Annotated in this window: 19 protein-coding genes and 2 pseudogenes; 9 read left to right on the top strand and 12 right to left on the bottom strand. The window is 67.2% G+C overall.

What is annotated here, in order from left to right; genetic code table 11:
• Window positions 1–39: 39 nt before the first annotated feature.
• From AB0N02_RS29850 to AB0N02_RS29875, 6 genes and pseudogenes are all read right to left on the bottom strand, one after another.
• Window positions 40–309, bottom strand: a pseudogene (locus AB0N02_RS29850) (recombinase family protein); the annotation flags it as partial.
• A gap of 455 nt (window positions 310–764) precedes the next feature.
• Window positions 765–1337, bottom strand: a complete 573-nt coding sequence (locus AB0N02_RS29855) for a dihydrofolate reductase family protein (protein WP_363953177.1) — start codon at window positions 1335–1337, stop codon at window positions 765–767.
• A 36-nt stretch (window positions 1338–1373) separates the two neighbouring features.
• Entirely contained in the window at window positions 1374–1796 is a 423-nt protein-coding gene (locus AB0N02_RS29860; protein ID WP_363953179.1) for a DUF6069 family protein, read from the bottom strand.
• A gap of 514 nt (window positions 1797–2310) precedes the next feature.
• Entirely contained in the window at window positions 2311–2511 is a 201-nt protein-coding gene (locus AB0N02_RS29865) for a hypothetical protein (protein WP_363953181.1), read from the bottom strand.
• A gap of 9 nt (window positions 2512–2520) precedes the next feature.
• Entirely contained in the window at window positions 2521–3909 is a 1389-nt protein-coding gene (locus AB0N02_RS29870; RefSeq protein ID WP_363953183.1) for a DUF4158 domain-containing protein, read from the bottom strand.
• A 71-nt stretch (window positions 3910–3980) separates the two neighbouring features.
• Window positions 3981–4313 (bottom strand): thioredoxin family protein, encoded by a 333-nt coding sequence (locus tag AB0N02_RS29875; RefSeq protein ID WP_363953185.1) that lies wholly within the window; start codon window positions 4311–4313, stop codon window positions 3981–3983.
• Window positions 4314–4395: 82 nt separating this feature from the next.
• Between AB0N02_RS29875 and AB0N02_RS29880 the strand changes: the two genes are divergently transcribed.
• Window positions 4396–4797 carry a heavy metal-responsive transcriptional regulator gene (locus tag AB0N02_RS29880; protein WP_363953187.1) on the top strand — a complete coding sequence of 134 codons (402 nt, stop codon included), beginning with the start codon at window positions 4396–4398 and terminating at the stop codon, window positions 4795–4797.
• Between the two features lie 146 nt (window positions 4798–4943).
• Here the strand turns inward: AB0N02_RS29880 and AB0N02_RS29885 are convergent, their stop codons facing one another.
• The 3 genes from AB0N02_RS29885 to AB0N02_RS29895 form a co-directional block, all read right to left on the bottom strand.
• Complete coding sequence (locus AB0N02_RS29885; RefSeq protein ID WP_363953189.1) at window positions 4944–5045, bottom strand: AAA family ATPase; 102 nt, start codon at window positions 5043–5045, stop codon at window positions 4944–4946.
• Window positions 5046–5111: 66 nt separating this feature from the next.
• Complete coding sequence (locus AB0N02_RS29890; protein WP_363953191.1) at window positions 5112–6296, bottom strand: methyltransferase domain-containing protein; 1185 nt, start codon at window positions 6294–6296, stop codon at window positions 5112–5114.
• A complete protein-coding gene (locus AB0N02_RS29895) occupies window positions 6293–6415 on the bottom strand; it encodes a hypothetical protein (protein WP_363953193.1) in 123 nt (40 codons plus the stop codon). Before AB0N02_RS29895 ends, AB0N02_RS29890 begins: the two co-directional genes overlap by 4 nt.
• A 1467-nt stretch (window positions 6416–7882) precedes the next feature.
• Here AB0N02_RS29895 and AB0N02_RS29900 point away from each other — a divergent pair.
• Window positions 7883–9220, top strand: coding sequence for an ATP-binding protein (locus AB0N02_RS29900; protein WP_363953195.1), 1338 nt, complete (start codon window positions 7883–7885; stop codon window positions 9218–9220).
• Window positions 9221–9536: 316 nt separating this feature from the next.
• On the opposite strand, the gene AB0N02_RS29905 is transcribed toward AB0N02_RS29900, so the two are convergent.
• Both AB0N02_RS29905 and AB0N02_RS29910 read right to left on the bottom strand, forming a co-directional pair.
• The gene (locus AB0N02_RS29905; protein ID WP_363953261.1) at window positions 9537–10283 is read right to left on the bottom strand and encodes a VOC family protein; all 747 of its coding nucleotides are present in this window, start codon (window positions 10281–10283) and stop codon (window positions 9537–9539) included.
• A gap of 521 nt (window positions 10284–10804) precedes the next feature.
• Entirely contained in the window at window positions 10805–11365 is a 561-nt protein-coding gene (locus AB0N02_RS29910) for a hypothetical protein (RefSeq protein WP_363953197.1), read from the bottom strand.
• A gap of 333 nt (window positions 11366–11698) precedes the next feature.
• Between AB0N02_RS29910 and AB0N02_RS29915 the strand changes: the two genes are divergently transcribed.
• From AB0N02_RS29915 to AB0N02_RS29935, 5 genes are all read left to right on the top strand, one after another.
• Window positions 11699–12025, top strand: a complete 327-nt coding sequence (locus AB0N02_RS29915) for a hypothetical protein (protein ID WP_363953199.1) — start codon at window positions 11699–11701, stop codon at window positions 12023–12025.
• Between the two features lie 251 nt (window positions 12026–12276).
• The gene (locus AB0N02_RS29920) at window positions 12277–13242 is read left to right on the top strand and encodes an endonuclease/exonuclease/phosphatase family protein (RefSeq protein WP_363953201.1); all 966 of its coding nucleotides are present in this window, start codon (window positions 12277–12279) and stop codon (window positions 13240–13242) included.
• 345 nt (window positions 13243–13587) lie between these two features.
• A complete protein-coding gene (locus AB0N02_RS29925; protein ID WP_363953203.1) occupies window positions 13588–14025 on the top strand; it encodes a hypothetical protein in 438 nt (145 codons plus the stop codon).
• Between the two features lie 544 nt (window positions 14026–14569).
• Entirely contained in the window at window positions 14570–14785 is a 216-nt protein-coding gene (locus AB0N02_RS29930; protein WP_363953205.1) for a hypothetical protein, read from the top strand.
• A 44-nt stretch (window positions 14786–14829) separates the two neighbouring features.
• Window positions 14830–15672: a helix-turn-helix transcriptional regulator gene (locus tag AB0N02_RS29935; RefSeq protein ID WP_363953207.1), complete on the top strand. Its 843-nt coding sequence runs from the start codon at window positions 14830–14832 to the stop codon at window positions 15670–15672.
• Between the two features lie 325 nt (window positions 15673–15997).
• On the opposite strand, the pseudogene AB0N02_RS29940 reads toward AB0N02_RS29935, so the two are convergent.
• A pseudogene (locus tag AB0N02_RS29940) lies at window positions 15998–17211 on the bottom strand (IS110 family transposase).
• A gap of 363 nt (window positions 17212–17574) precedes the next feature.
• Between AB0N02_RS29940 and AB0N02_RS29945 the strand changes: the two are divergent.
• Window positions 17575–18321, top strand: coding sequence for a class I SAM-dependent methyltransferase (locus AB0N02_RS29945; RefSeq protein WP_363953209.1), 747 nt, complete (start codon window positions 17575–17577; stop codon window positions 18319–18321).
• A 555-nt stretch (window positions 18322–18876) separates the two neighbouring features.
• On the top strand, window positions 18877–19869 hold the full coding sequence (locus AB0N02_RS29950; protein WP_363953211.1) for a hypothetical protein: 993 nt from the start codon (window positions 18877–18879) through the stop codon (window positions 19867–19869).
• Window positions 19870–20014: the final 145 nt, after the last annotated feature.

Here is a 20014-nt window from a genome sequence, read left to right on the forward strand (position 1 = left end):
GCAGCTGCGCGATCCGTGATCAAAAGACTGAATATGCCGTCAATCTCGATCATCGTAGACGGAGCAAGAGCCATTGGGGCGGCCTCGGAGCACTGCGGCGATGCCACGACCGCGTGCCTCCCTGGCCTCCTGGGCGCTGGCGACCCGCTCCAGCATGAAGATCCGCTCCATTTGCGCGAACATCGCCAGCAACGCGATGGCCATCTCCGCGGCCGGACCCGGGACGCTGGTGTCCACCGGGATCAGGTCGCTGAGGGTGCGCAGGCCGATGCCCCGCTGGGGGAGCCGCCGGAATACGGCAGAAAGACACCGCGCCGGGCGGCTGACCGGACAGAAACCTGAACTCTGTCCGGTTTCCCACCGTGATCGTCACAGGTCAAAGTCCTGATGACAGCGTGTACGCCAATGCGGCCACGGCCCCTGCCTCGCTGCCCCCAGCCGAAACCGAGCTCTGACCGCCCGACGCACAAACCCTGCGTGACCTGGGACGACGGCCCCGGAATGTACTTCATTGCAGCACTCTTACCGACAGGCCGACATGGACGAGTAGCCAGCGAAGGCTGCTCTACCGCACGTGGCGGCCCGGGACGTCGGTAATGGTCTCCAACGCGGTCCGGGGCCGGCCTCGGGGACCAATAACCATGGTCGGCGCTCGGATTGATCACGGGCGGCTGGCATACCGGAGTGCGGTTGCCGCCGGGGTTCGACATGAAGGCGAGCGGGGCCGGACGAGGTCTGTGCCCGTTGCGATCTTCCAGGCGCCGTCAGCGGACGACGTCGAAAACCTGCTTCTGCAGGCCGTTGCTGTAGACCTCGTGCTCGATGAGCTTCAGCTTCTGGGTGTCCTTGTCGGTGGTGCTGAACAGCCTCTTGCCGGCGCCGAGCAGCAGCGGGAAGACGAGCAGGTGGTAGCGGTCGATGAGACCCGCGTCAGAGAGGCTGTGGTTCAGGGTGGCGCTGCCGTGGACGATGATCGGGCCGCCGTCGGTGTCCTTGAGGGCGGCGACCTCGTCCAGGGAGCGCAGGATGATGGTCTCGCCCCAGTTGGAGACGAGCTTGTCGTCGGTGAGGGTGGTCGAGACGACGTACTTCGGCATCGTCTTGTAGTGCGCGAACTCCGCCATGTCCGGCCAGACCGGGCTGAACGCCTTGTAGCTGACGCGGCCCATCAGGATCGCGGTGGACTCCTGCTGCTCCCGTTCCTTGATCTCGAATGCCTCGGGGACGAACTCGACGTCCTTGAAGGTCCAGCCGGAGTTGCGGTAGCCGGGTTCGCCGCCCGGGCCCTCCACGACGCCGTCGAGCGAGATGAAGGCCGTGCTGATCAGGGTGCGCATGGTGGTGCTCCTCAGTGTTCGGGATGTGCTCGGCAGTCACTGCAGGCGGGAGCGGAGCCCCGGAATGACGAGGGCGGCGACCGCGATGTGGGTGGCGATCAGCGTCACCCGCGTGGCCGCATCGGCCTCGGGAATCAGGAGGTCGGGCAGGAGCGACACCGCCAAGAGCGCGACGGCGGTCCGGGTGAACACCAGGGCGGGGTGGGCCGACCACCGCCGGAAAGCAGCCGCCAGCGCGACGCCCACGACCGAGAACACGAACGCTAGCTGCGTGAAGCCCAGCAGGGGAATCGGCTCGCTGGCGATCTTGAGCGACGCGCCGGCTGTGTGCGCCGCAGCGGCGACCACCGTCGCGGCGACAGCACCGCCCGCGGCGAATGCGAGGCCTGGCAGCCACAACGCGCGACGGCTGGTCATGGTCGGCGCGGCGTCCCGAGCGATCGAAGTGGATCCGGACACGTCAGTCTCCTTGTCGAGAGGCGGCTGCTTGCGCCCGGCCGCCCGGATTCGTCGTCCACGGCGGTGCCGGGACCATTCCAGCGTCGTACCGAAAGGAAAATTTGTCAAGACAAGGAAACTTGTCGGTATCCATCAGTCGCCCGCGCGGCCGCCTCCGCGTGATCTCTCACGGGGTCCCCGTAGCAAACGGCGGAAATCCAACGGATTTAGGTCTGGCCTGCGGTTTCTCACGTTCCGCGGTTCTTGCTGATGGGTGAGCTGGGGGCAGCCGAGCCGCAGTCGGGGTGTTGGTAAGAACCGTGACACCGGCCGCCAAATAGTTGATCTTGAGCGGTGATGACGCGACGGTGATCAGGCGTTTGCACTGGTGTCCCGTTAGGGGATCGCTCACCGGGCACCTTCGCCGGTGGCTGCAGACAGTGTTGCGCCCAAGGTCGGCCTGTCCCGTAAGACCCGCCCGATGAAGTGCCCGATGAACGGGGGCCAAACGCTACAGTGGCGCCCATGACCAGCCTCATGTCTGCAGCCATTCCAGCGGCATCGCCTCGTTGAGCGCGCAGAGCTCGGCGCGCATCTCCTGCTGCAGGTCCTCGATGAAGGCGCGCGGGTCCAGCGGCTTGCGCAACGCCTGGTAGTGCTCGGTGCGCCGGGCATCGAAGTCGACCGGCAGGTCCTCATCAGGGTTGCGGAACTCCATCGCCCCGACCACCCACACGCCCTTGCATTAGAGCTGGTCGCACAACGCCTCGAAGGTGCGGATCTCATACACCGTGCGCACCACCCGGCGGCGGCCGCGCCCGTCGACGCGGTAGGCCAGCTCCGTCCAGTCCCCCGACAGGCCCGAATGCGCCGGAACCGTCTCCCCTGCCGGGTAGTAGGTCAGGTCGGTGGCGGCGCGGTAGCGGTGCACCAGGGCCAAAGCCTCCAGCACCGGCCGGTGGGAGTTGTCGCAGCGAAACTCCAGCACCTCCAGCAGCCGAATCAGCCCCTTGCGGTAGTGGTTGGAGTAGGAGGCCCGGTAGGTGTGCTGCACCGTGCGCCGGTACGTCGACCCCGACGACTTGTACTCGGCCACCAGGTTGCGCAGGTTGTCCTCGCCGATGACCGGGAACACCACCTGGCGCACCGTGTCATCCGGCCGGGCGGAGGCGGCCTCGGCGACCCGGAACAGCATCCCCTCCTTGCCGTGCACCCGCTTGAACTCGGCCACCAGCTGCTTGGTCACCCGCCGATCCGCGCGGGCCTGAATCGCGTGCACCGTGCGCAGCAGCAGCGTGACCAGCGCGTCGGTGATCTCCCAGGTGCGGCAGGCCACCAGCGCCGCCAGCAGCGTCACGGTCAGCTCGTTGCTGTGATCACGCAGGTGCGAGGGCGACTCCACCGCGGCCCAGGCCCGCCAGGCGGCCAGTACCTTCGGCGCCACATCGGCGAACAGGCCCGTCGGCAGCCCTATCGCGCGCACCGCCTCCAGTCGGGAGATCTCGGTCAGCATCGACGACAGGCTCACATTCCCCGCCGAAGCCTTGATCAGCGCCAGCGCGCTCGGGTCGGCCTCCTCATCGTCTCCCTCGGCCAGCTGCACCAGTGCCAGCAGCCGCGCCCGCACCTCGGCCGGCAGCCTTCCCGCGATCTTCTCGGCGAGGATCTTCTCGGCCCGCTGCAGCCCCGAGCGCACGATCCGCTCCAGGCGGTCCGGGGTCGGCGGCTCGATCGACCGGACCCGCAGCTCGGCCAGTAGTTCGTCCCTGACCAGCTCGTAGCGGCGTTCCTTTTGCGCATACCCATCGGCCAGCCAGTCGATCAGCTTGTCCGCGTCGGTGACCGTGCACTGGCGAAACCCGTGGTGGGCGCGGATCTCTGCCCGGTGCCGCTCGATGGTGCGGCCGCTCCACTCGTAAAAGCCCAGCGAAGCGGCGTCGACCTTGAGCTGGCGGGCGACGAACTCCACCGCGTCGTCGTGCAGCTCGGCCCGGCCCCGGGGAAAGCGCCCGAACCGGCCGTAGAACTTCAGCAGCAGCGCGAACCCGAGCTGCGTGTCGCGGTGCTTGACCGCGACCAGGTCCTGCTCGGCACCGACCAGCGTCCAGTGCTCAACCAGGTCCCCAAGACTCAACGAGGAACGATTCACAGCCGCAGATCATTACGGCGGTCACAACCCCGGCGACACCCAAAAACCATGATCAACTATTTGGCGGCTGGTGTCACGGTTCTTACCAACACCCCTATTCCAAGCGCATGGCGCAGCGCCGTGACACTGGGCGCCCCTTCGACCCGGCCGTCCTCGTCCCGGTAGAGGCGGCAGGACACGCTCGTCACCGCGCCCGCGGCCGCAAACGGGTCGACGCCGTCGAGCAGGATGGTCGGCGAACCGGTCATCCCCCAGCGCGCCGCCTCGGCGTCCTCGGTGACCTCGACCGTCTCCACCCGCGCCGCACGCCCGTCGAGCGCCGTGGCGATCCGATCCTGCATGACCGGCAGATTCGGGCAGTCCGGTACCGACAGCACCGTGATCCGCATCCCGCTCTCCTCCCAGTCTGATGTCCTCACACCGACCGTAGACCTTCCAGTGCACTGGAAGGTCTAGGCGTAGCGTGGAGGTATGCGCATCGGAGAGCTGGCCACCTCGAGTGGGGTCACGGCCAAGACCATCCGCTTCTACGAGCAGGCCGGGCTGCTGCCGGAGCCGCCGCGCACCGCGGGCGGCTACCGCGACTACACGCCCGAGGCGATCCAGCGCCTCAGCTTCATCAGTGACGCCCAGGGCGCCGGGCTCAGCCTCGCCGAGATCCGCTCCATCCTGAAGCTCCGCGATGGCGGACAGGCTCCCTGCGGGCACGTCACCAAGCTGATCAGCGAACACCTCGCCGAGATCGACCGCCGCATGGCCGAGCTCGTCGCGACCCGCACGGCGCTGAGCGCACTGGCCCGGCGCGCGGCCGAAACGGACCCGGACACCTGCACCACGGACGACATCTGCCGCATCCTCACCCGCCGAACCTGACAGCGCAGGCCTCGACCGTCGCGTCTCACAAACGGCCGTTTACGAGAGCAGATACCCGGTCTCCTCTTCTCAGCAGGGGCATGAGTTGGGCCGATCGGCTCAACTGTCAACGGATGTGACAGTAAGCCCGGCTCACCGTTCCGCTCCTACTGGCAGGCCAACAAGGGAAGCCCCAGTTCGACGGCCAAGGCCCGTGCGAGCGTTGTCTTACCCGACCCGGGCAGCCCGTTGACCAGTACGGCGACCACGACCTGACCCTACTCTCGCCCTTGCTGAGCACCGAGCGTGGAAGCCCCGGCGATCAGTGCGGCGCTTCAGCGCACGGCCATGACCTGCGGAACGAGTGTCGACGGCTCCCCCAGCCATACCTGCTGATGGCCGTCGGCGGTGACGGTCAGCCCGAACTCCTCGTGCCCCGGCCGTCCCTGCTCGCTCCACCAACGGTGGGCGGCCTCGACCTCGTCCCACAGGCTGCGCGGCCCGCCCTGGTAGACCTGCGAGTGCGCGGGGTCGTCCTCGTCGAAGTACACCGCCGCCCAGGACCGGTCGCCCAGGCCGAACAGCCACATGGTCTGCACCCCTTGGGGGCTGCGCATGAAGGTGCGGGTGCAATCGGGCACCAGCAGGCTGATCGCGAAGTCGGAGGCGGCGTAGTCGGATTCGTCCACGATCTGCGCGGCAGGCAGGGCGGTGGTCGAGTGGCGGGTATCGGCGGGCCAGCCCTCGCCGGGGAGGTAGTCGTCGTACTCGGGCCACTGCAGGCGCTGGGAGCGCACATGCATGAACCGGGTGGCGCCGGTGAAGTGCCCGCTCGCGGTGCCGCCGTCGGCCACGACCAGGCGCACGATGGCGTTTTGCCCGCTGTAGCGGGTCCCCCACGGCATCACGAGCACCCCGCCGGGCCGGGTCTGCTCGATCCAGGCCCGGGGGACCTCGTGGACGCCTACCGTCACGAGGATCCGGTCGTAGGGCGCCCGCTGCGGCCAGCCGAGCAGACCGTCGCCAGTAACGACCTCGGGATGCCACCCGGCGGCGGCCAGGGCCTTGCGGGCGGTCTCGGCCACCGTCTCATCAACCTCGACGGAGACGACGTTGCGCTCGCCGAGCCGGGCCGACAGCAGCGCCGCGCACCACCCCGTTCCCGTGCCGATCTCCAGCACCCGCGCCCCGTTGACCACCGACAGATCGGCGAACATGGAGAACACCGCGCTGGGCATCGAGCTGGAGCTGGTGGCCAGCTCACCGGGAGCGGTGCCGGTGTGGCGGCCGTCGTCCCACTGCGTGACGATCGCCACGTCGGAGCTGGCCCAACGCTGCCATTCGGCAAAATCACCAGCCCGGGAGACGGTGATGTGCCCCTGATCGGTGGAGGGCCACATCACGTCAGGCAGGAACAGCTCGCGGGGGACCACCTCGAAAGCAGACACCCAGTCGGAGGTCAGCGCTCCGGACTCCAGCAACAGGCCGCGCAGCCCACGCAGCCCCGGCTCCATGCTCATTTCTTCGGGTTCGGCTTCTCGTGCTTCCCACCCGGCGCGGCGCCGTCCGACTGTGCCGGTGTCGGCTTGCCAGGACGGAGCTTTTCGTGCTCGGCCGGCTTGCCTTCGTGCTCTCCCATACGCGCCTTCCTTCCCTGCCGGGCCCCGGGACGCGGGGCAATCGCCGGTAAGCGTAACGTCGCGGCCGGTGACCGCGGGGAGACACTTCAGGTGCTCGTCCGGCGATGGGCCGGTGCCGGACGGCGGTTCGGGAAGGGCTGGATTGTTGCTCTGGTCGTAACTCGCGTTTCACGGGCCGTGAGGACATGTTGCTCTTCCACGGTGGCCTTGGCGGGGCATCGGTGCAGCTCAGGAGCTGTATCGGCGGAGTGAAGAGAGGGGATCGCCGAACCTCTCATTATGTAACTCTTTAACCACAAAGGGTGACCTGTCGCGGAGTGTGCGGAATCGGTTACGCGCTATGACCGGCCGATGTTGAGTGTGATCGAACAACACCGGACCCCTCCACCGGGTGCACTTCACGCTGCCCCGAGACAGGGCCGGGACCGTTCACCCCGGCTCGCCGCGGCCCCTCCACGCTGACCCCACCGTCAGCAACGATGCCGCGCGGGCCTTTCGCCTTATTTAGGGCGAAATGTTCATATTCAACGAAAGGAGATCGATGACCGACGACCCTCCGGATGGCGTCGAGCCCGCTGCGCCGCAGCCCGCACCGCCCCCGCCCGCCCCGTCCTCATGGATCGGGGAGATCGTGCACACGATCGCCCAGACGGTCGGAGGGTGCCTCGACAGCACCCCCCCGCACCGTCCGCCTGTGCGCCGTGATCGCGGTTGCCGCCGCGTCCCTGTCACTCCTGGCCTACTTCCGATGATCACTGTGGACAGTTCAGGCGTGATGCACAGATAACACCGAGGCCCCAGGCTAGGCCGCTTCCCGGCACCGGATGCCCGCTTTATCAAGATCGCGGGCACCCTGACACCAAAGGAGGAGGTTTGGCCTGGGGCCTTCGCGCGCCGACCACCCTTCCCCACCGGGCTCTCGCTCAACCCTCCTGAGACGGACGGGCCTGCGCATGAGCGCACAGCCTAAAACCCGCCCCGCCCGCCCCCGGTGCGGGCCACGCGCTCGGTCACCCGCTACGACGGGTTCGCCGCCGTGGACTCGAGCGACAATTCCCCCGTACGACCAGCGCGGACCAGATGTCAGGCGAGCCGGTCCATGCCGCGGCCGATATCCGGATCCTGCTCGTGGCGCGCCGCGAACGCCCACAGCTTCGCGTACTGGTCATCGGGTGCCATCACGAGAAACTTGCACAGGCCACAGGCGGCCATCCACTCGCCGTCGACGTCCGGATCGCAATCCGGGTCCTCACTAGGCCCGCCTCTCCGTCCGCGCAGCTGGGCTCCCACATGAGCGTGACCGTGTGCTCTTCCTCGTAGGTCACGACGGGATGAGGGTCTGAAGGAGTTCGTGGCATGGCAGCACCCTACGAAGCGACGCTCCCGCGCGCCCACCGACTGTCCTGACTCGGTAGAGCGAAGCGGGGATACGACGTTGTCGCCCATGGCGCGTACTGTGCCCGCCCATGAGAACGTTCCGATCCCAGCGGCTGGAGAAGCTGCTGGGCACGCAGATCACCGCCGAGTCCCTGACCTGGGAGCACCTCGTCAGGCTCAAGGACGCCAAGGTCCGGGAAGCGGCTGACCTGGACTACAAGCTCCTGTACGGGACCCAGACGGGCGACCGGCACAAGCCCGGCGGCGACGTCGCGGCGATGGCCAACACCCAGGGCGGGCTCATCATCATCGGCGCGAAGGAGGACAAGGACGCACAACTCACCGACCTGCCCGGCGTCCCCTTATCCGAAAAGGAGCACACCCGGCTGCTCAGCCTCATCGGCGACCACGTCCACCCCTACGCCGAGTTCGAGGTCATCCCCGTCCCCGACCCCGGCCGCGACGGCATCGGCTGCTACGTCATCGCCGTCCACCGCAGCCCCCGCTCCCCGCACGGCGTCCTGATCAACGAGGGCTACCGGTGGCCACGCCGGATCGGTCACACGACCACCAACATGTCCGAGTCGGAGATCGCCACCAGGTACCGGGCACGCTTCGCCCTTGCCCGCGATCAGCTCGGCCGCATCGACGAGATCGAGAAGGCCACGCGCAACCGGTACACCACCGGTCCGGGATCGTGGGTGGTGGTCTCCCTCGTGCCGGACCTGCCCGGCGACATGGTCGTCAACTGGGACACCTTCACCGACTTCAAGAACGGGTTCGGCGGCAAGGATCCGGTGCTGCTGTCGGACGACTGGAACTCCTGGGAGCGGATCGCCCCCGGCCCCCGCTGCCTGATCCTGGACACCGGCCTCCGCCCCGGGCTCAGCGAGCAGGCGGAGACACGCACTGCCCAGCTGCACACCGACGGCGCCGGCGGGATCGCCATGCACCAGGCCGACGCTTATGAACGGGCTCGCCTCGACGGGCGAGGAGACCGCCTGTCCTGCTGTCTCAGCGAGCGCTCCCTCATCATCGCCGTGCTGTCCGGCGTCCGCTTCCTCGCCCGCTACGCGCGTGACTACGCCTACGCCGGAGGGGACGCGCTGATCCGCGTGAGGGTCGGCGACGCCGAACCGGTGAACATGGAACTCGGCACGCTGGCGATCGGGACGATGACGCGGCTGGGGCAGTTCGCCCGGTCCGGGGCGACGGCGGAACGAGCCGCCCCGCTGGACGACCTCGCCGACGACACCCGCCACCTGGTGGCCACCGCCGCCTACCTCGTCGGAGACATCATGCGCTCCTTCGGCCACCCCGACGTCCTGCACATCACCACCGACGGCCAAGTCGCTCCGGAGCGGTGGGGCGAGTACGCGGGCCCGATCCGGTCCTGGGCCGAGACCGCGGGTATCGAGACGGTCTAACCCTTGACTACTGAGGTTGAACTCGTGACGTCGTCTCGCTGCTCGGACTGCTCTATGGTTGGCCGATCCCGGGCCGCCGCCCACCGCCGCAGCTCGGTGGCTTTGTGGACGTTGAGGATGCCCTAGGCAAGCACGATCGGGGTGCCGAGCTACTGGCGGGCTGCGGCTGGCAGGTCCCGGTGGTCGCGCCAGGAGAAGCTCCTGCACTCGTCGCGCTGACCGTCCCGAATCGACCGGGAGGCCGCAGCCCCCTACCCGGGGTCACGGCACGCGAGCGCACAAGGCTCACGTGCCGGGGTGTCGTCAAGGCTCCGCGTCAGGACGTGGAGAGGACGCAGAACTCGTGGCTCTCCGGGTCGGTCAGGCACGTCCACGGGACGTCGCCCTGGTCGAGGTCGAGGTCGGTGGCGCCGAGGGCCCGCAGCCGGGCCACCTCCGCCGCTCTGTCGTCACCGGGGTACGGCAGCAGGTCAAGATGGACGCGGTCTGGCACGGTCTTCACGCCGGGCGTGCGGAGGAACTCGAGATACGGGCCGACACCCTTGGCGGAGCGCAACACCGCATGATCGTCAGTTACCTCGTGCAGGCTCCAGTCCATTGCCTGGTCCCAGAACCGGGCCATGGCCCGCGGATCCGCACAGTCGACCACCACCCGGGCGATTGGCCCGGTGTCCTGGTAGATCTCCCGGGGCTCCAGCACGCAGAACTCGTTGCCCTCCGGGTCGGCGAGGATCGTCCACGGCACTTCGTCTTGGCCCACGTCGGCGGGCGTCGCACCGAGAGCCTTCAGGCGCGTGACCAGCTCCGCCTGATGGGTCGCAGAGGTGGTGGCGAGATCGAGGTGCACCCGGTTCTTCGTTGTCGTCTTGGGTTCCGGGACGGTGACAACGTCGACGCAGATGGAGACCGGGTCCGGCCAGACGAAGCCGCCGACGGGTCCAACATAGGTGGTCACGCCGGGTGTCCCGCCGGAAACACTCCAGCCGAGCGCCTCCGCCCAGAACCGGCCGACCGCCGAGGCGTCAAGAGCCTTTATGTTCACCTGAACAGGTCGCAGTGCCATGCCGGCGATCCTATGCACCTGCTCTGCAACGACATCCGCAGGTGCCGTCGCCGAACAGAGATCAACTCGCTCGCCGGCCGCAATGCTCATCTCGCCGGTTGAAGCGCTGAGCCCCCGCCAGGTGAAATGCCAAGTCACAGTCGGCCCCTGCGACGCCACGAGTTCAACCTCAGTAACCGCCGTCGAAGAAACGAGACGATCCGGAGCACCTCAGTGCCCAGCGGCGGCCAAGACGAAGATGACGGTGGCAGGTGATCGCGCGGCGTCGTAGCGTCCAGAACCGGTGTACGGCGTCAGCTATCGAGCGGGGAACCAGCGGTCCCTGACAGATGGTGCCGCTGGTTCCCCGCCGAATGGCTTCGTGTGTCACACCCGGCCGCCGGTGTCTCCCCGCGTGTGCGCGTAAGGGTGTCGCGAAGGTCGCGAAAGTCCGCGCTGTTCAAGCGGAGCCGTTCTTACGCCGGGCCTGCTCCGGCGGGGCCACCATCTTCCGGTCGCCAGGGCGGGAAGGCGCACACGTCTCAATCGTTTACGGGCTCGAGCCTCCAGCGCTGGGTGTCGGATCCATTCGCGCCGCGCAGCTTCACCTCACCTCGCGGGACCACCGGGGGCTCGGCGTTCCACAGCAGGTCCTCATTTGGCGCCTTGATGACGTAGAGGTCGTCGCCGGCCGTCTCGATGGACCAGGGAGTCGGCCGGTGGCCGGTGACCACCGGCTCCCCCTCCTCGGTGCGCCGTGCCACGGTGTAGGCGGACCCGCCGGTGTAGCTGAGGCCGACGTTCTCGATCGTGAAACCGTCCCCGCTTTGGGCGATCTTCCACAGCTCGAACGGGCCCGGGTTCTCCCGGGTGCTGGAGACGAAGACTGGCCTGCCTGGGTGGTAGGCCCGCAGCGAGCTGTGGGAGGCCACGTTGACGATCCGGTAGATGCCCGGCCTGGGAGCCGGGGCCTGGGCCTGGGTGCTGCTGGCGGTGGCCGAGGCGGCCAGGCCGCTGATCGCCCAGGAGCTGAGCAGCAGGACCGTGGCCACGGCCACTCTCGCGAGGCCGCGCATGCTGCGGCCTCGGTGTGTCTTCCCCACGTCACTCTCCTTTGTAATTGCTTGACTTCAAGGAGTGACATCGTTTCAGGGGGGAGAGTGGCCGCAACGGGCCTTTCGGGGCAGGTGGCCGATCGCCCACGGGGAGGCGCGTCTTGCTCCGAGGGGGGCACGGGCTCCGACCTTCGTTCCTGCGGCGTCGCGGAGTCGGCGGCGACAACAACCTATCGTTACAAACAGTAGTCAAATAATTACTATACGGAAAGGGTGGGGGCGGGCGCGCTCCCTCCCCTCGGGAGCCACTTCCCGGACCCGCGCCTCCGGAAGCCCTCCGCCTCGGGCGCATCCAGCCCCAAACCCCTCAAGGAAGTGATCATGTCCCGACCCATCACCAGGCTCCTGGCCGCGAGTGCCGTCGGCGCGCTGCTCGCCCTCGGCGCTCTGGCCCTGCCCGCCGCGGCCACCGCCGACCCGCCGGACGACCTGTTCGACCGCGGACCCAGCTCCGCCCAGATCGAGGCCGACGCCCGCACCCAGGGCATCGGCTGCCGCAGCGCCGACGGAGGCACCCAGGCCATCGGCACCACACGGGAGACCACCACCGCCAGCGGGATGCGCGTGCGCCAGCGCTGCGGCGCCGGCCTGTCCGGTGGCATCGACTGGATCGACGTCCAGGTCCTGGACTACGGCCGCCAGCGCTGACCGGCACAAGGCCAAGACCAGGCAGCCCCCACGGGGAGGCATCACGGTCCCAGCTCTGAACGCCCAGGGGAACATCCAGACAGGCAGGGCCTCGGCGGCGGCCTCCGATCGCGTACCGAGCACGCCGCAGCCGACGGCTGCGGCGTGCTCCACGTTTCGATACGTCATCGTCCCCAATGCGATTCTGATTCAGGGACTTCTGCTCACGTTCACCTTTACATGCGAAAACACATCAAACGGGAGAATCAGCGATGACGGTTATCGGAACGTGGAATGTGGAAAATCTATTCAAACCGGGAAACGGGTTCGGCCCGACCAGCCAAGCCGCCTACGACGCCAAGCTCAAGGGGCTCGTCGCGACGATCACCGCCGCGGGCGCCGACGTCCTGGCCCTGGAGGAGATCGGCGATCCCGACGCACTCGCCGAACTGGCCCATCACCTGGGAAACGGCTGGCAGCACGTCACCTCCGGCATCTTCGATGCCAGGCATCCCATCCGGGTGGGCTTCCTGCCCCGGCTCCCATTCGAAGTCCTCGCTGACCGCGCCACCTTCCCCGCGCAGCTGAGCCCGATCCAGGCCGGTGATGACGGCACAACCGCCCACCAGATGGGCCGCGGCGCCCTGGCCGTGCGTGTCACCGAACCCGACGGCCGCACCATCGACCTGATCGCCGCACACCTGAAGAGCAAGCTGCTGTCCTTCCCGCCTGAGCCGAACGGGCGGTCCCGGTTCCAGCCCCACGATGAGGGGGAGCGGGCTCGCGTGGCCGCCTACGCCCTCTACCGGCGGGCCGCCGAGGCCGTCACCGTGCGCGCCCTGGCCGACGAACTGCTCGACGGCCAGGGACCGGCACGCCAGATCGTGGTACTGGGCGACTTCAACGACGAGCCGGAGGCCGCCACCACCCAGATCCTGCTCGGCACCCCCGGCGCTGAGCAGCCCGACCAGGGCGACAAGGCCCGGTTGTGGAACCTGGCCCCTCGCATCCCGGACGGTGAGCGCTTCTCCCGGGTGTTCCAGCGCCGCCGCGAACTCATCGACCACCTGCTGGTCTCCCACGCCCTCCTCACGCGCGCCCAGGACGTCCACACGCTGCGCCCGCTCAACGGCGCCGGCCCGGACGACGAGTTGCCCTCGGTGACCGAGGTTCCCACCGCCCGCCGCGATGACCCGGCCTCCGACCACGCCATGGTCTTCACCCGGCTCAGCAGCTGACATCGTGAGCTCTGCGGGGTTGGTTTACGCGGAGCGGGACTCCTGCGTGATCGCTTGCTGGAAATGCCGTGGATGTGTTCTTTCGGCGGTGGGAGGTGGGGATCTGTTCCAGCGAGTGGTCCCGCCGGCCCCTGCTTGGCCGCAAAAGGCGAGCGATCGGCAGGGGAACACGGCCGGGTTGGCGCCGTACGGCACGGCGATCTCGAGGTTTGCAAAACACGGATCCGTCAGTTCTCGCCGGTCTAGGCCCATCGCTGGCGAGCGTTGCACGCCTGGGAAACGATGATCGGTATGACGGTCGATGACGCATCTGCGGCGCGGCGCCTGGCCGGGCAGGCACACCAGGTGGGGCGCGCGTCGGGGCGGCAACCCTGGCGCGAGGTACTGCAATGGATCACCGGAGGGCGGCTCGGCCGGCGCCGGGGCTGGCCGGTCGTGCCGGTGCTGGGCACGCCGTGGCAGGACACCGTCTCGCCCGAGCGGACCGGCTGGCGCTGCCGAGCCGCCTACCTCGAGGGCGAGTCGGTGTTCGCCGTCGACTATCGGATTTGCCGTCGCTGCCGTCTGGCCTGGGTCGAGCACCCGTACACGCCGCCGCCTTACCAGCGGTGCGGTCTGGCCCGTGCCGGACTGGCCGCGCTGCGCACCGAGAACCCGGGCTTGTCCTGGCACACCCTTGGCGGTCACTTCCGCGACTCTCGCCCGTTCTGGGCCGCCGTCGGCGCTGACGTGCCAGGCGGTTACCAGCAGCGTCGCCTGTGCGCCCACGTCGACGCAGGGTGAATGACCCGGTAGCGCCCGCGGTGTGTCCCTGTCGGTCGGCGTCGGGGCGTGCCGGTTGTCGTCGGCCTGCGTTTCTGGCTCCTGATAACCGTGAAACACGAAGCGGGGGTTCACCGCTGCAACGGCGAACCCCCGGGAGACCTTTGACACCCTGCCTGGTCAGGACAAGAGCGACATCAAAGGGTCCTGCCGAGGCAGGACAAGGCGGACAACACCGAACCGCATACGCGGTGTTCCCGCCATGACGTCATTGTGCTGGCCTGCACCAGGCGCTTCTGAAGAGCCCGAACACCTTCGAACGGGCCTGAACACCACCGGACACCTTTGAAGGCTGACGGACAGCCCAGGACAGATCCGAAAAGACAAAAGACGGCTTTATTGAAGGAAGGGATTTTTATTCATTTTGTCTGATTTTCTGGAAAGGCGGATTCGGCTCAAGCTGTGCGGCATCATGACTTACACGCGAGGCCAGACGAGGGCTGCAACCCCGGGCCGCGCTGTCTTTTCCCCCTGCCTGGTCAGGCATACGAGCCCATGAAAGGTGGTGCTGCGCGTGTACGCGCCGCCCTGCATCCGCATCCCCTGCGCCGAAGACTCCCCCGAGTGGCGGCTGATCCTCATCATCGTCCTGCTGTTCTTCGTGGTCACCGCCCACCTGCTCGGCATGGCCGTCGAGGTGATTGTGCTCATGGTCACCACCATGACCGGCACGGTGCTCCAGCTCACCAAGCCCGCAGCGCCCCTCCCAAAGGCCCTCTGATGGGGGCGGACTCCCCCACTGGCCCGCCCACGCCGCAGGTCACCATGGAAGATAGCTTCGCCATGGAACGGGCTGTGCTGAGCGACCTCCTGCGGCGGATGGTCAGTGCCAGCGGTCTGCAGATGAGCCAGATAGCCAACCAGGCGCGGATACCGGCAACCCGCCTGTCGGCCATGATGAGCGGACACCTGATCCCGCGCCAGGAGGTACTCGAAAGCCTCCTGGAGGCATGCGACGCCGTTCCTACCCTGCGGTTCGACATCCGCTACTCCTGGGAACGGCTGAGAGACCTTCAGCTGCGATCGGGACAGCATCTCGGGCCCGAGGATCCCGAGACCAGAAAATCAGGCTCTCCCACTCCGCAGGCGGGTGCCGCCCCCACAGAGGCTGCTTTCCAAGCGAAGGGCACCTTGCCCCCTCTGCGTGAGGACGCGCTCGGTTATGAACTGAAGCCCGATCCGCTGATAGCCACCACCAAGGAAGAACTCCTCGAATTGATGAGGGACTTCCACATCTGGGCTGGTGAGCCGTCCTATCGGGAAATCGCCATCAACGCCGGCCGGAGCGTGGGGGCCAGCACTTTGTGCGAGGCGCTCAACGTCAACAAACCCATCCGCCTGCCCTCGCTCAAAGTCGTCACGGCCTTCATCCACGGATGCGGAGGCAATGAAGCGGAACTGGTCCGCTGGACAACGGCCTGGCGCCGGATCCGCATGGCCAGAGGCCACGGCAACGCCCCCCCGTCTGCACACCGCCAGCCAGTTGCGCGCGGTCTGAAGACCCAGGAGCACAACCCACGGCGGGCAGACCACACCATGATCCGCCCGCCGCCCGATGATCCGGCCAAGGTGTGCGATCCAGGAACCATAGGCCGGTCCGAGGCATAGCCGGGCAAGCTATGCCTGGTGGCGGCCCGCCTGAGGCGACACCCTGCAGCACAAGAGCACTTTTCTGCAAACCCAAAAACGGCTCCTGACGGTTCGTGTCGGCAGGTGTCGTCCCGGGCTGGCTGGATCTCACAGAATGCGGATCGTGTGAAGTTTTGCTGACTTGCGCCCGATGCTGGCGGGCGTCGCCTGCTCGGGAAACGATGATCGGTATGACGGTCGATGACACCTCTGCGGCGCGGAGCCTTGCCGGGCAGGCACACCAGGTGGGCCCTCCGCTCCCGAAGGTGTCCCCAGCCGCAAAGACATCCCAGGGCTTTGGGTGTCAAGCGGCGGCTTCGTTGCGATGTGGCCAGGCGGTGGTCTCGTCGTAGAGGGTGCCGGTTTTGAGGCACCCGTGCAGGATGCCAACGAGCCGGTTGGCGACCTGGCGCAGTGCTGCTCGGTGCCCCACCTCGCGGGCGCGGAGCCGGTCGTAGCAGGCGCGCGCACCGGGTGAGACGGTCAAGGCGGTGAAGGCTTGGGAATCGAGGGCGTCGATGAGCCGGTCATTGTGCACATAGCGGGCGAGCACCACCTTCTTCTTACCGGATGCCCGGGTGATCGGGCTGGTGCCGGCGTAGTTCTTGCGTGCTTTGGCGCTGACGTAGCGGCCTTCGGCGTCGCCGAACTCTGCGAGCACCCGAGCGCCGAGAACCAGTCCCAGCCCCGGTTGTGACAGGAGGACCTCAGCGTCCGGGTGCTGACCAAAATGCTCCTCCACCTGCCCTTGCAAGGCCTTGATCTGCTGGTTCAGCACGGTCAGGACCGCCACCGCCGAACCCACGACAACGGCGTAGGCAGTGGTCACGGACACGGGCTGCCCCAGGTGCTCGGTGCGCAGTGCGGCCTGAATCGCGGCGGCCTTGTCGGCAACGCTCCGGCGGCGAGCTCGTTTGAGCACGGCGCTGATCTGGCCGATGGTCAGCTTGGCCGCCGACGCGGGATCCGGGGCCTTGGCCAGCAACTCCAACGTGTCGGCCGCGTCCAGATCCTCGAACGTCTCCAGGGCGGCGGGGAAATAGTCGCGCAAAGCGTGCCGTAGCCGTTGAACGTGGCGGGTCCGTTCCCAGATCAATGTTTTATGCGCCCGTGTCACCACCTTGATCGCCTCGGCTTCGGCGCTGTCGCCGGCGACCGGGCGCAGCTGGTGGGAGTCGGTGCGGACCATGTCGGCCAGCATGTGCGCATCGGCCGCGTCGCTCTTGGCGCCCGACACGCCAGCCGTTCCCGATAGCGGGCGGCCTGCAGCGGGTTGACCGCCAGCACCGTGTATCCAGCGGCCAGCAGCGCCTGCACCCACGGGCCGCGGTCGGTCTCGATCCCCACCACCACTTCGACATCGGTGGCGTCCGCCTCCTGACCAACCTGGGAAGCGATCATCGCGTGCAGCTTGGTCATCCCCGCCACTCCCTCGGGCAGACGGGCCTTGGCCAACCTGCGCCCCAAGGCGTCCATCAACTCGACGTCGTGATGCTGCTCGGCCCAGTCATCTCCCATGAACAGGCGCAACGCTTCCTCCCGTTTTCGATACCGCTCGATGCTCAGCAGCCTGCGGGAGAACCGTCAGCGAACTAATCAAGCAGTGCTCACACCCCCACGGGTGGGCACGACATCCCAGCGGCGATCAACTCTCCCGGCCGACCAGCGGGGGCACGATCTTTGGGCGGGACTCAAGGTCCGGTAGCTAGGAGTGCTCACCCGCTGGCGGCTGTCAGGCCCGAGTCTGCCGCGGTGGCGGACTCGTTAAGAGTGATTAGTAGACCGTGTCCACCAACCTCGCCCGCAACGGACCAAACCAAGGTCTTCAGCGATCTTCTAGGGCCTGCCCGGCGGGTCATGGCTACTCGCTAGGGTGTGCCGATGGAACGTGCAGCTGAGGTCTCCGAGAGCTTCGCCCAGTCCGCAGATCGGGACCAGGTGAATGACTACGACAGCTTCGCCGAGGCGTACTCGGTGGAGAACGAGGACAGCCTCGTGAACGCTTATTACGCGCGGCCCGCGATGTTGGCCCTCGCCGGAGACGTGGCCGGCCGTCGGATCCTGGACGCCGGTTGCGGCTCGGGCCCCCTGTCCGCTGCACTACGCGACCGCGGTGCCGTCGTCACCGGCGTCGACGCCAGCGCCGGGATGCTGGCGCTGGCCAGGCGGCGGCTCGGTGACGACGCGGACCTGCACGCGGTCGACTTGAGCGACCGTCTGCCGTTCAACGACGGTGCGTTCGACGACGTGGTCGCCTCGCTGGTGCTGCACTACCTGGAGGACTGGGGGCCGACGCTGGCCGAGTTGCGGCGCGTGCTCAGGCCCGGCGGCAGGCTGATCGCGTCAGTAGAACACCCTTTCTCGGCCTTCACGATCCAAGAGTCTCGGCCCGACTACTTTGCGACCACCAGCTATATCGTCGACTGGACGTTCAACGGGCAGTCCTTCCCAATGAAGTTCTGGCGCAGGCCGTTGCACGCGATGACCGATGCCTTCACCACCGCCGGCTTCCGTCTTTCCATCATCGGCGAGCCACAGCCCGATCCGGCCGCCCGTGAGCTGTTCCCCGACGACTTCCATGACTTTTCGACCAACACCTGCTTCCTGTTCTTCGTCGTCGAGGCGTAGTACTCGGGAAAAATCGGGCGGATAAGACGGAACCGCTGAGGCCCTGCTGGGGATCTCGTCTCGGACGGCGGCTGTTCGAGAAACGATCGATTCTCAGACAAGATCACCAATCCTGCTCCAGAGGATCCGAACCCGCCCGGGGAGTGTCGGAAAAACGTGTTGAAAAGTCAGAATGTTCAACAACGAGACGACGCTCCTTTTCCGTTGGCGCGATCGGACTGCTAAATCAGATCATCGGCGCTACGCCTGACGACAAGAGTGACTAGGTTCCGCAGGTGCCAGATAGATCGGAGAGCCAACGGCAAGCAATAGGCGAGGAAAATCGACCTCGGCCCCTGTTGAGTTGCACATGCGGTGTGCCTGGACCTGCCAGGATCGGCTCCGGATCACTCCGGGCGACGTGGGCGCCTTGTCCGGTGGTCAACCCGGTCGATGAGACCGCCGAAGGACACAAGGGCCTCGCCACCCCACACCAGGGATCTCGCCGATCACACCGTTGCTGTAGTTGTCGACCAACCTGCGCTGACCGGGCAGCGTATTGGGAGGAAGACGGCTATGTCGCATTCACGCCGCCAGAGTCTGGCCCGCCAGCGTGTCTCCTACACCGGCGAAACTCACAACCAGGCCCGCCATGCGCTGGGCCGCCTCCATCCGGCCGGCCCGCCTATCCCACACGCCTCGCTGGATCAGGCGGCGCTGGAAGCGGCTCTTTTTCTGCAGCTCGGTCGGATCGATCACTCGCCGTGGCCGACCGGGGCTCCCGCGTTCGGAGTCACCTCGCTCACCCCATACCGCGATGAGCTCGTGATACGCATCGCCAAGCCGTTTCTGCCCGACGTGATCGCGCACATCATGCCCACTTGCGCTGGAGACGACAGCGGGGAGATCTACGGAGTTGTCGGGTTGCGCGCCCATCCGGGCAACGACCACGTCATCTTGTACAGGCCCGGCGTCGACGGCCGTATCCGGATTCCGGTGCGCCCTGCTGACTGGGACAAGGCTGCTCTTGTTGGTCTGGGGTACTGGTGGGAGGACGTTCAGACGCCGTGGCTAACTCATCCGGTTGAGTGGCATCCGGCCGAGCGGGCATTCATCGACGCCTGGCCGCGACGGCTGGCCATCGGCGGTGACTTCTACCGCGATAGCGCGTTCATCTCCGCATTGTTGCGCCGTGTGCATCTCCTGCATGGAACCGACGTCGATTACTGGCAGATGTGGATCAACTCCCACCCGGGCGAGGGCTATGACGTGCACCTGTTGTGGGCCAACGGAGGCGAGCACACCGTCGTCGTCGACCGATTGCGCGATCCGCTGTTCGGATTGGACTTTGAGGACACGGCGCTGCACGATCAGCTGTGCGAGTGTGGTCCTGACGTACAGTGCTACATCAAGCTGATTCACCACGACGCAGAACGACGACACCGGCTGTTTCTGCGGCGAAGCACCGAGGCACGTCGCGGCATCGATGACTGCCATCCCAGTCTGCGCTCTTGGGAGGAACGCCAACGACAGCGCCGGGAACAGTTGTGCGCCACCTACGGATACTGATCATGCCTGCTTCAATCAGCCTGATCGGGAGCTCTACGCCAGGCACCCCCGTGCCGCATCACGGGGGTGCCGAGGCGGCCATAACGTCGCTCGATCTCCAACTGGATGGTCGTCTCGTAGGCCGTCAGAGCAGCGTTCACGGCCG

The organism is Streptosporangium sp. NPDC051022, assembly GCF_040683035.1.
GTDB lineage: Bacteria > Actinomycetota > Actinomycetes > Streptosporangiales > Streptosporangiaceae > Streptosporangium.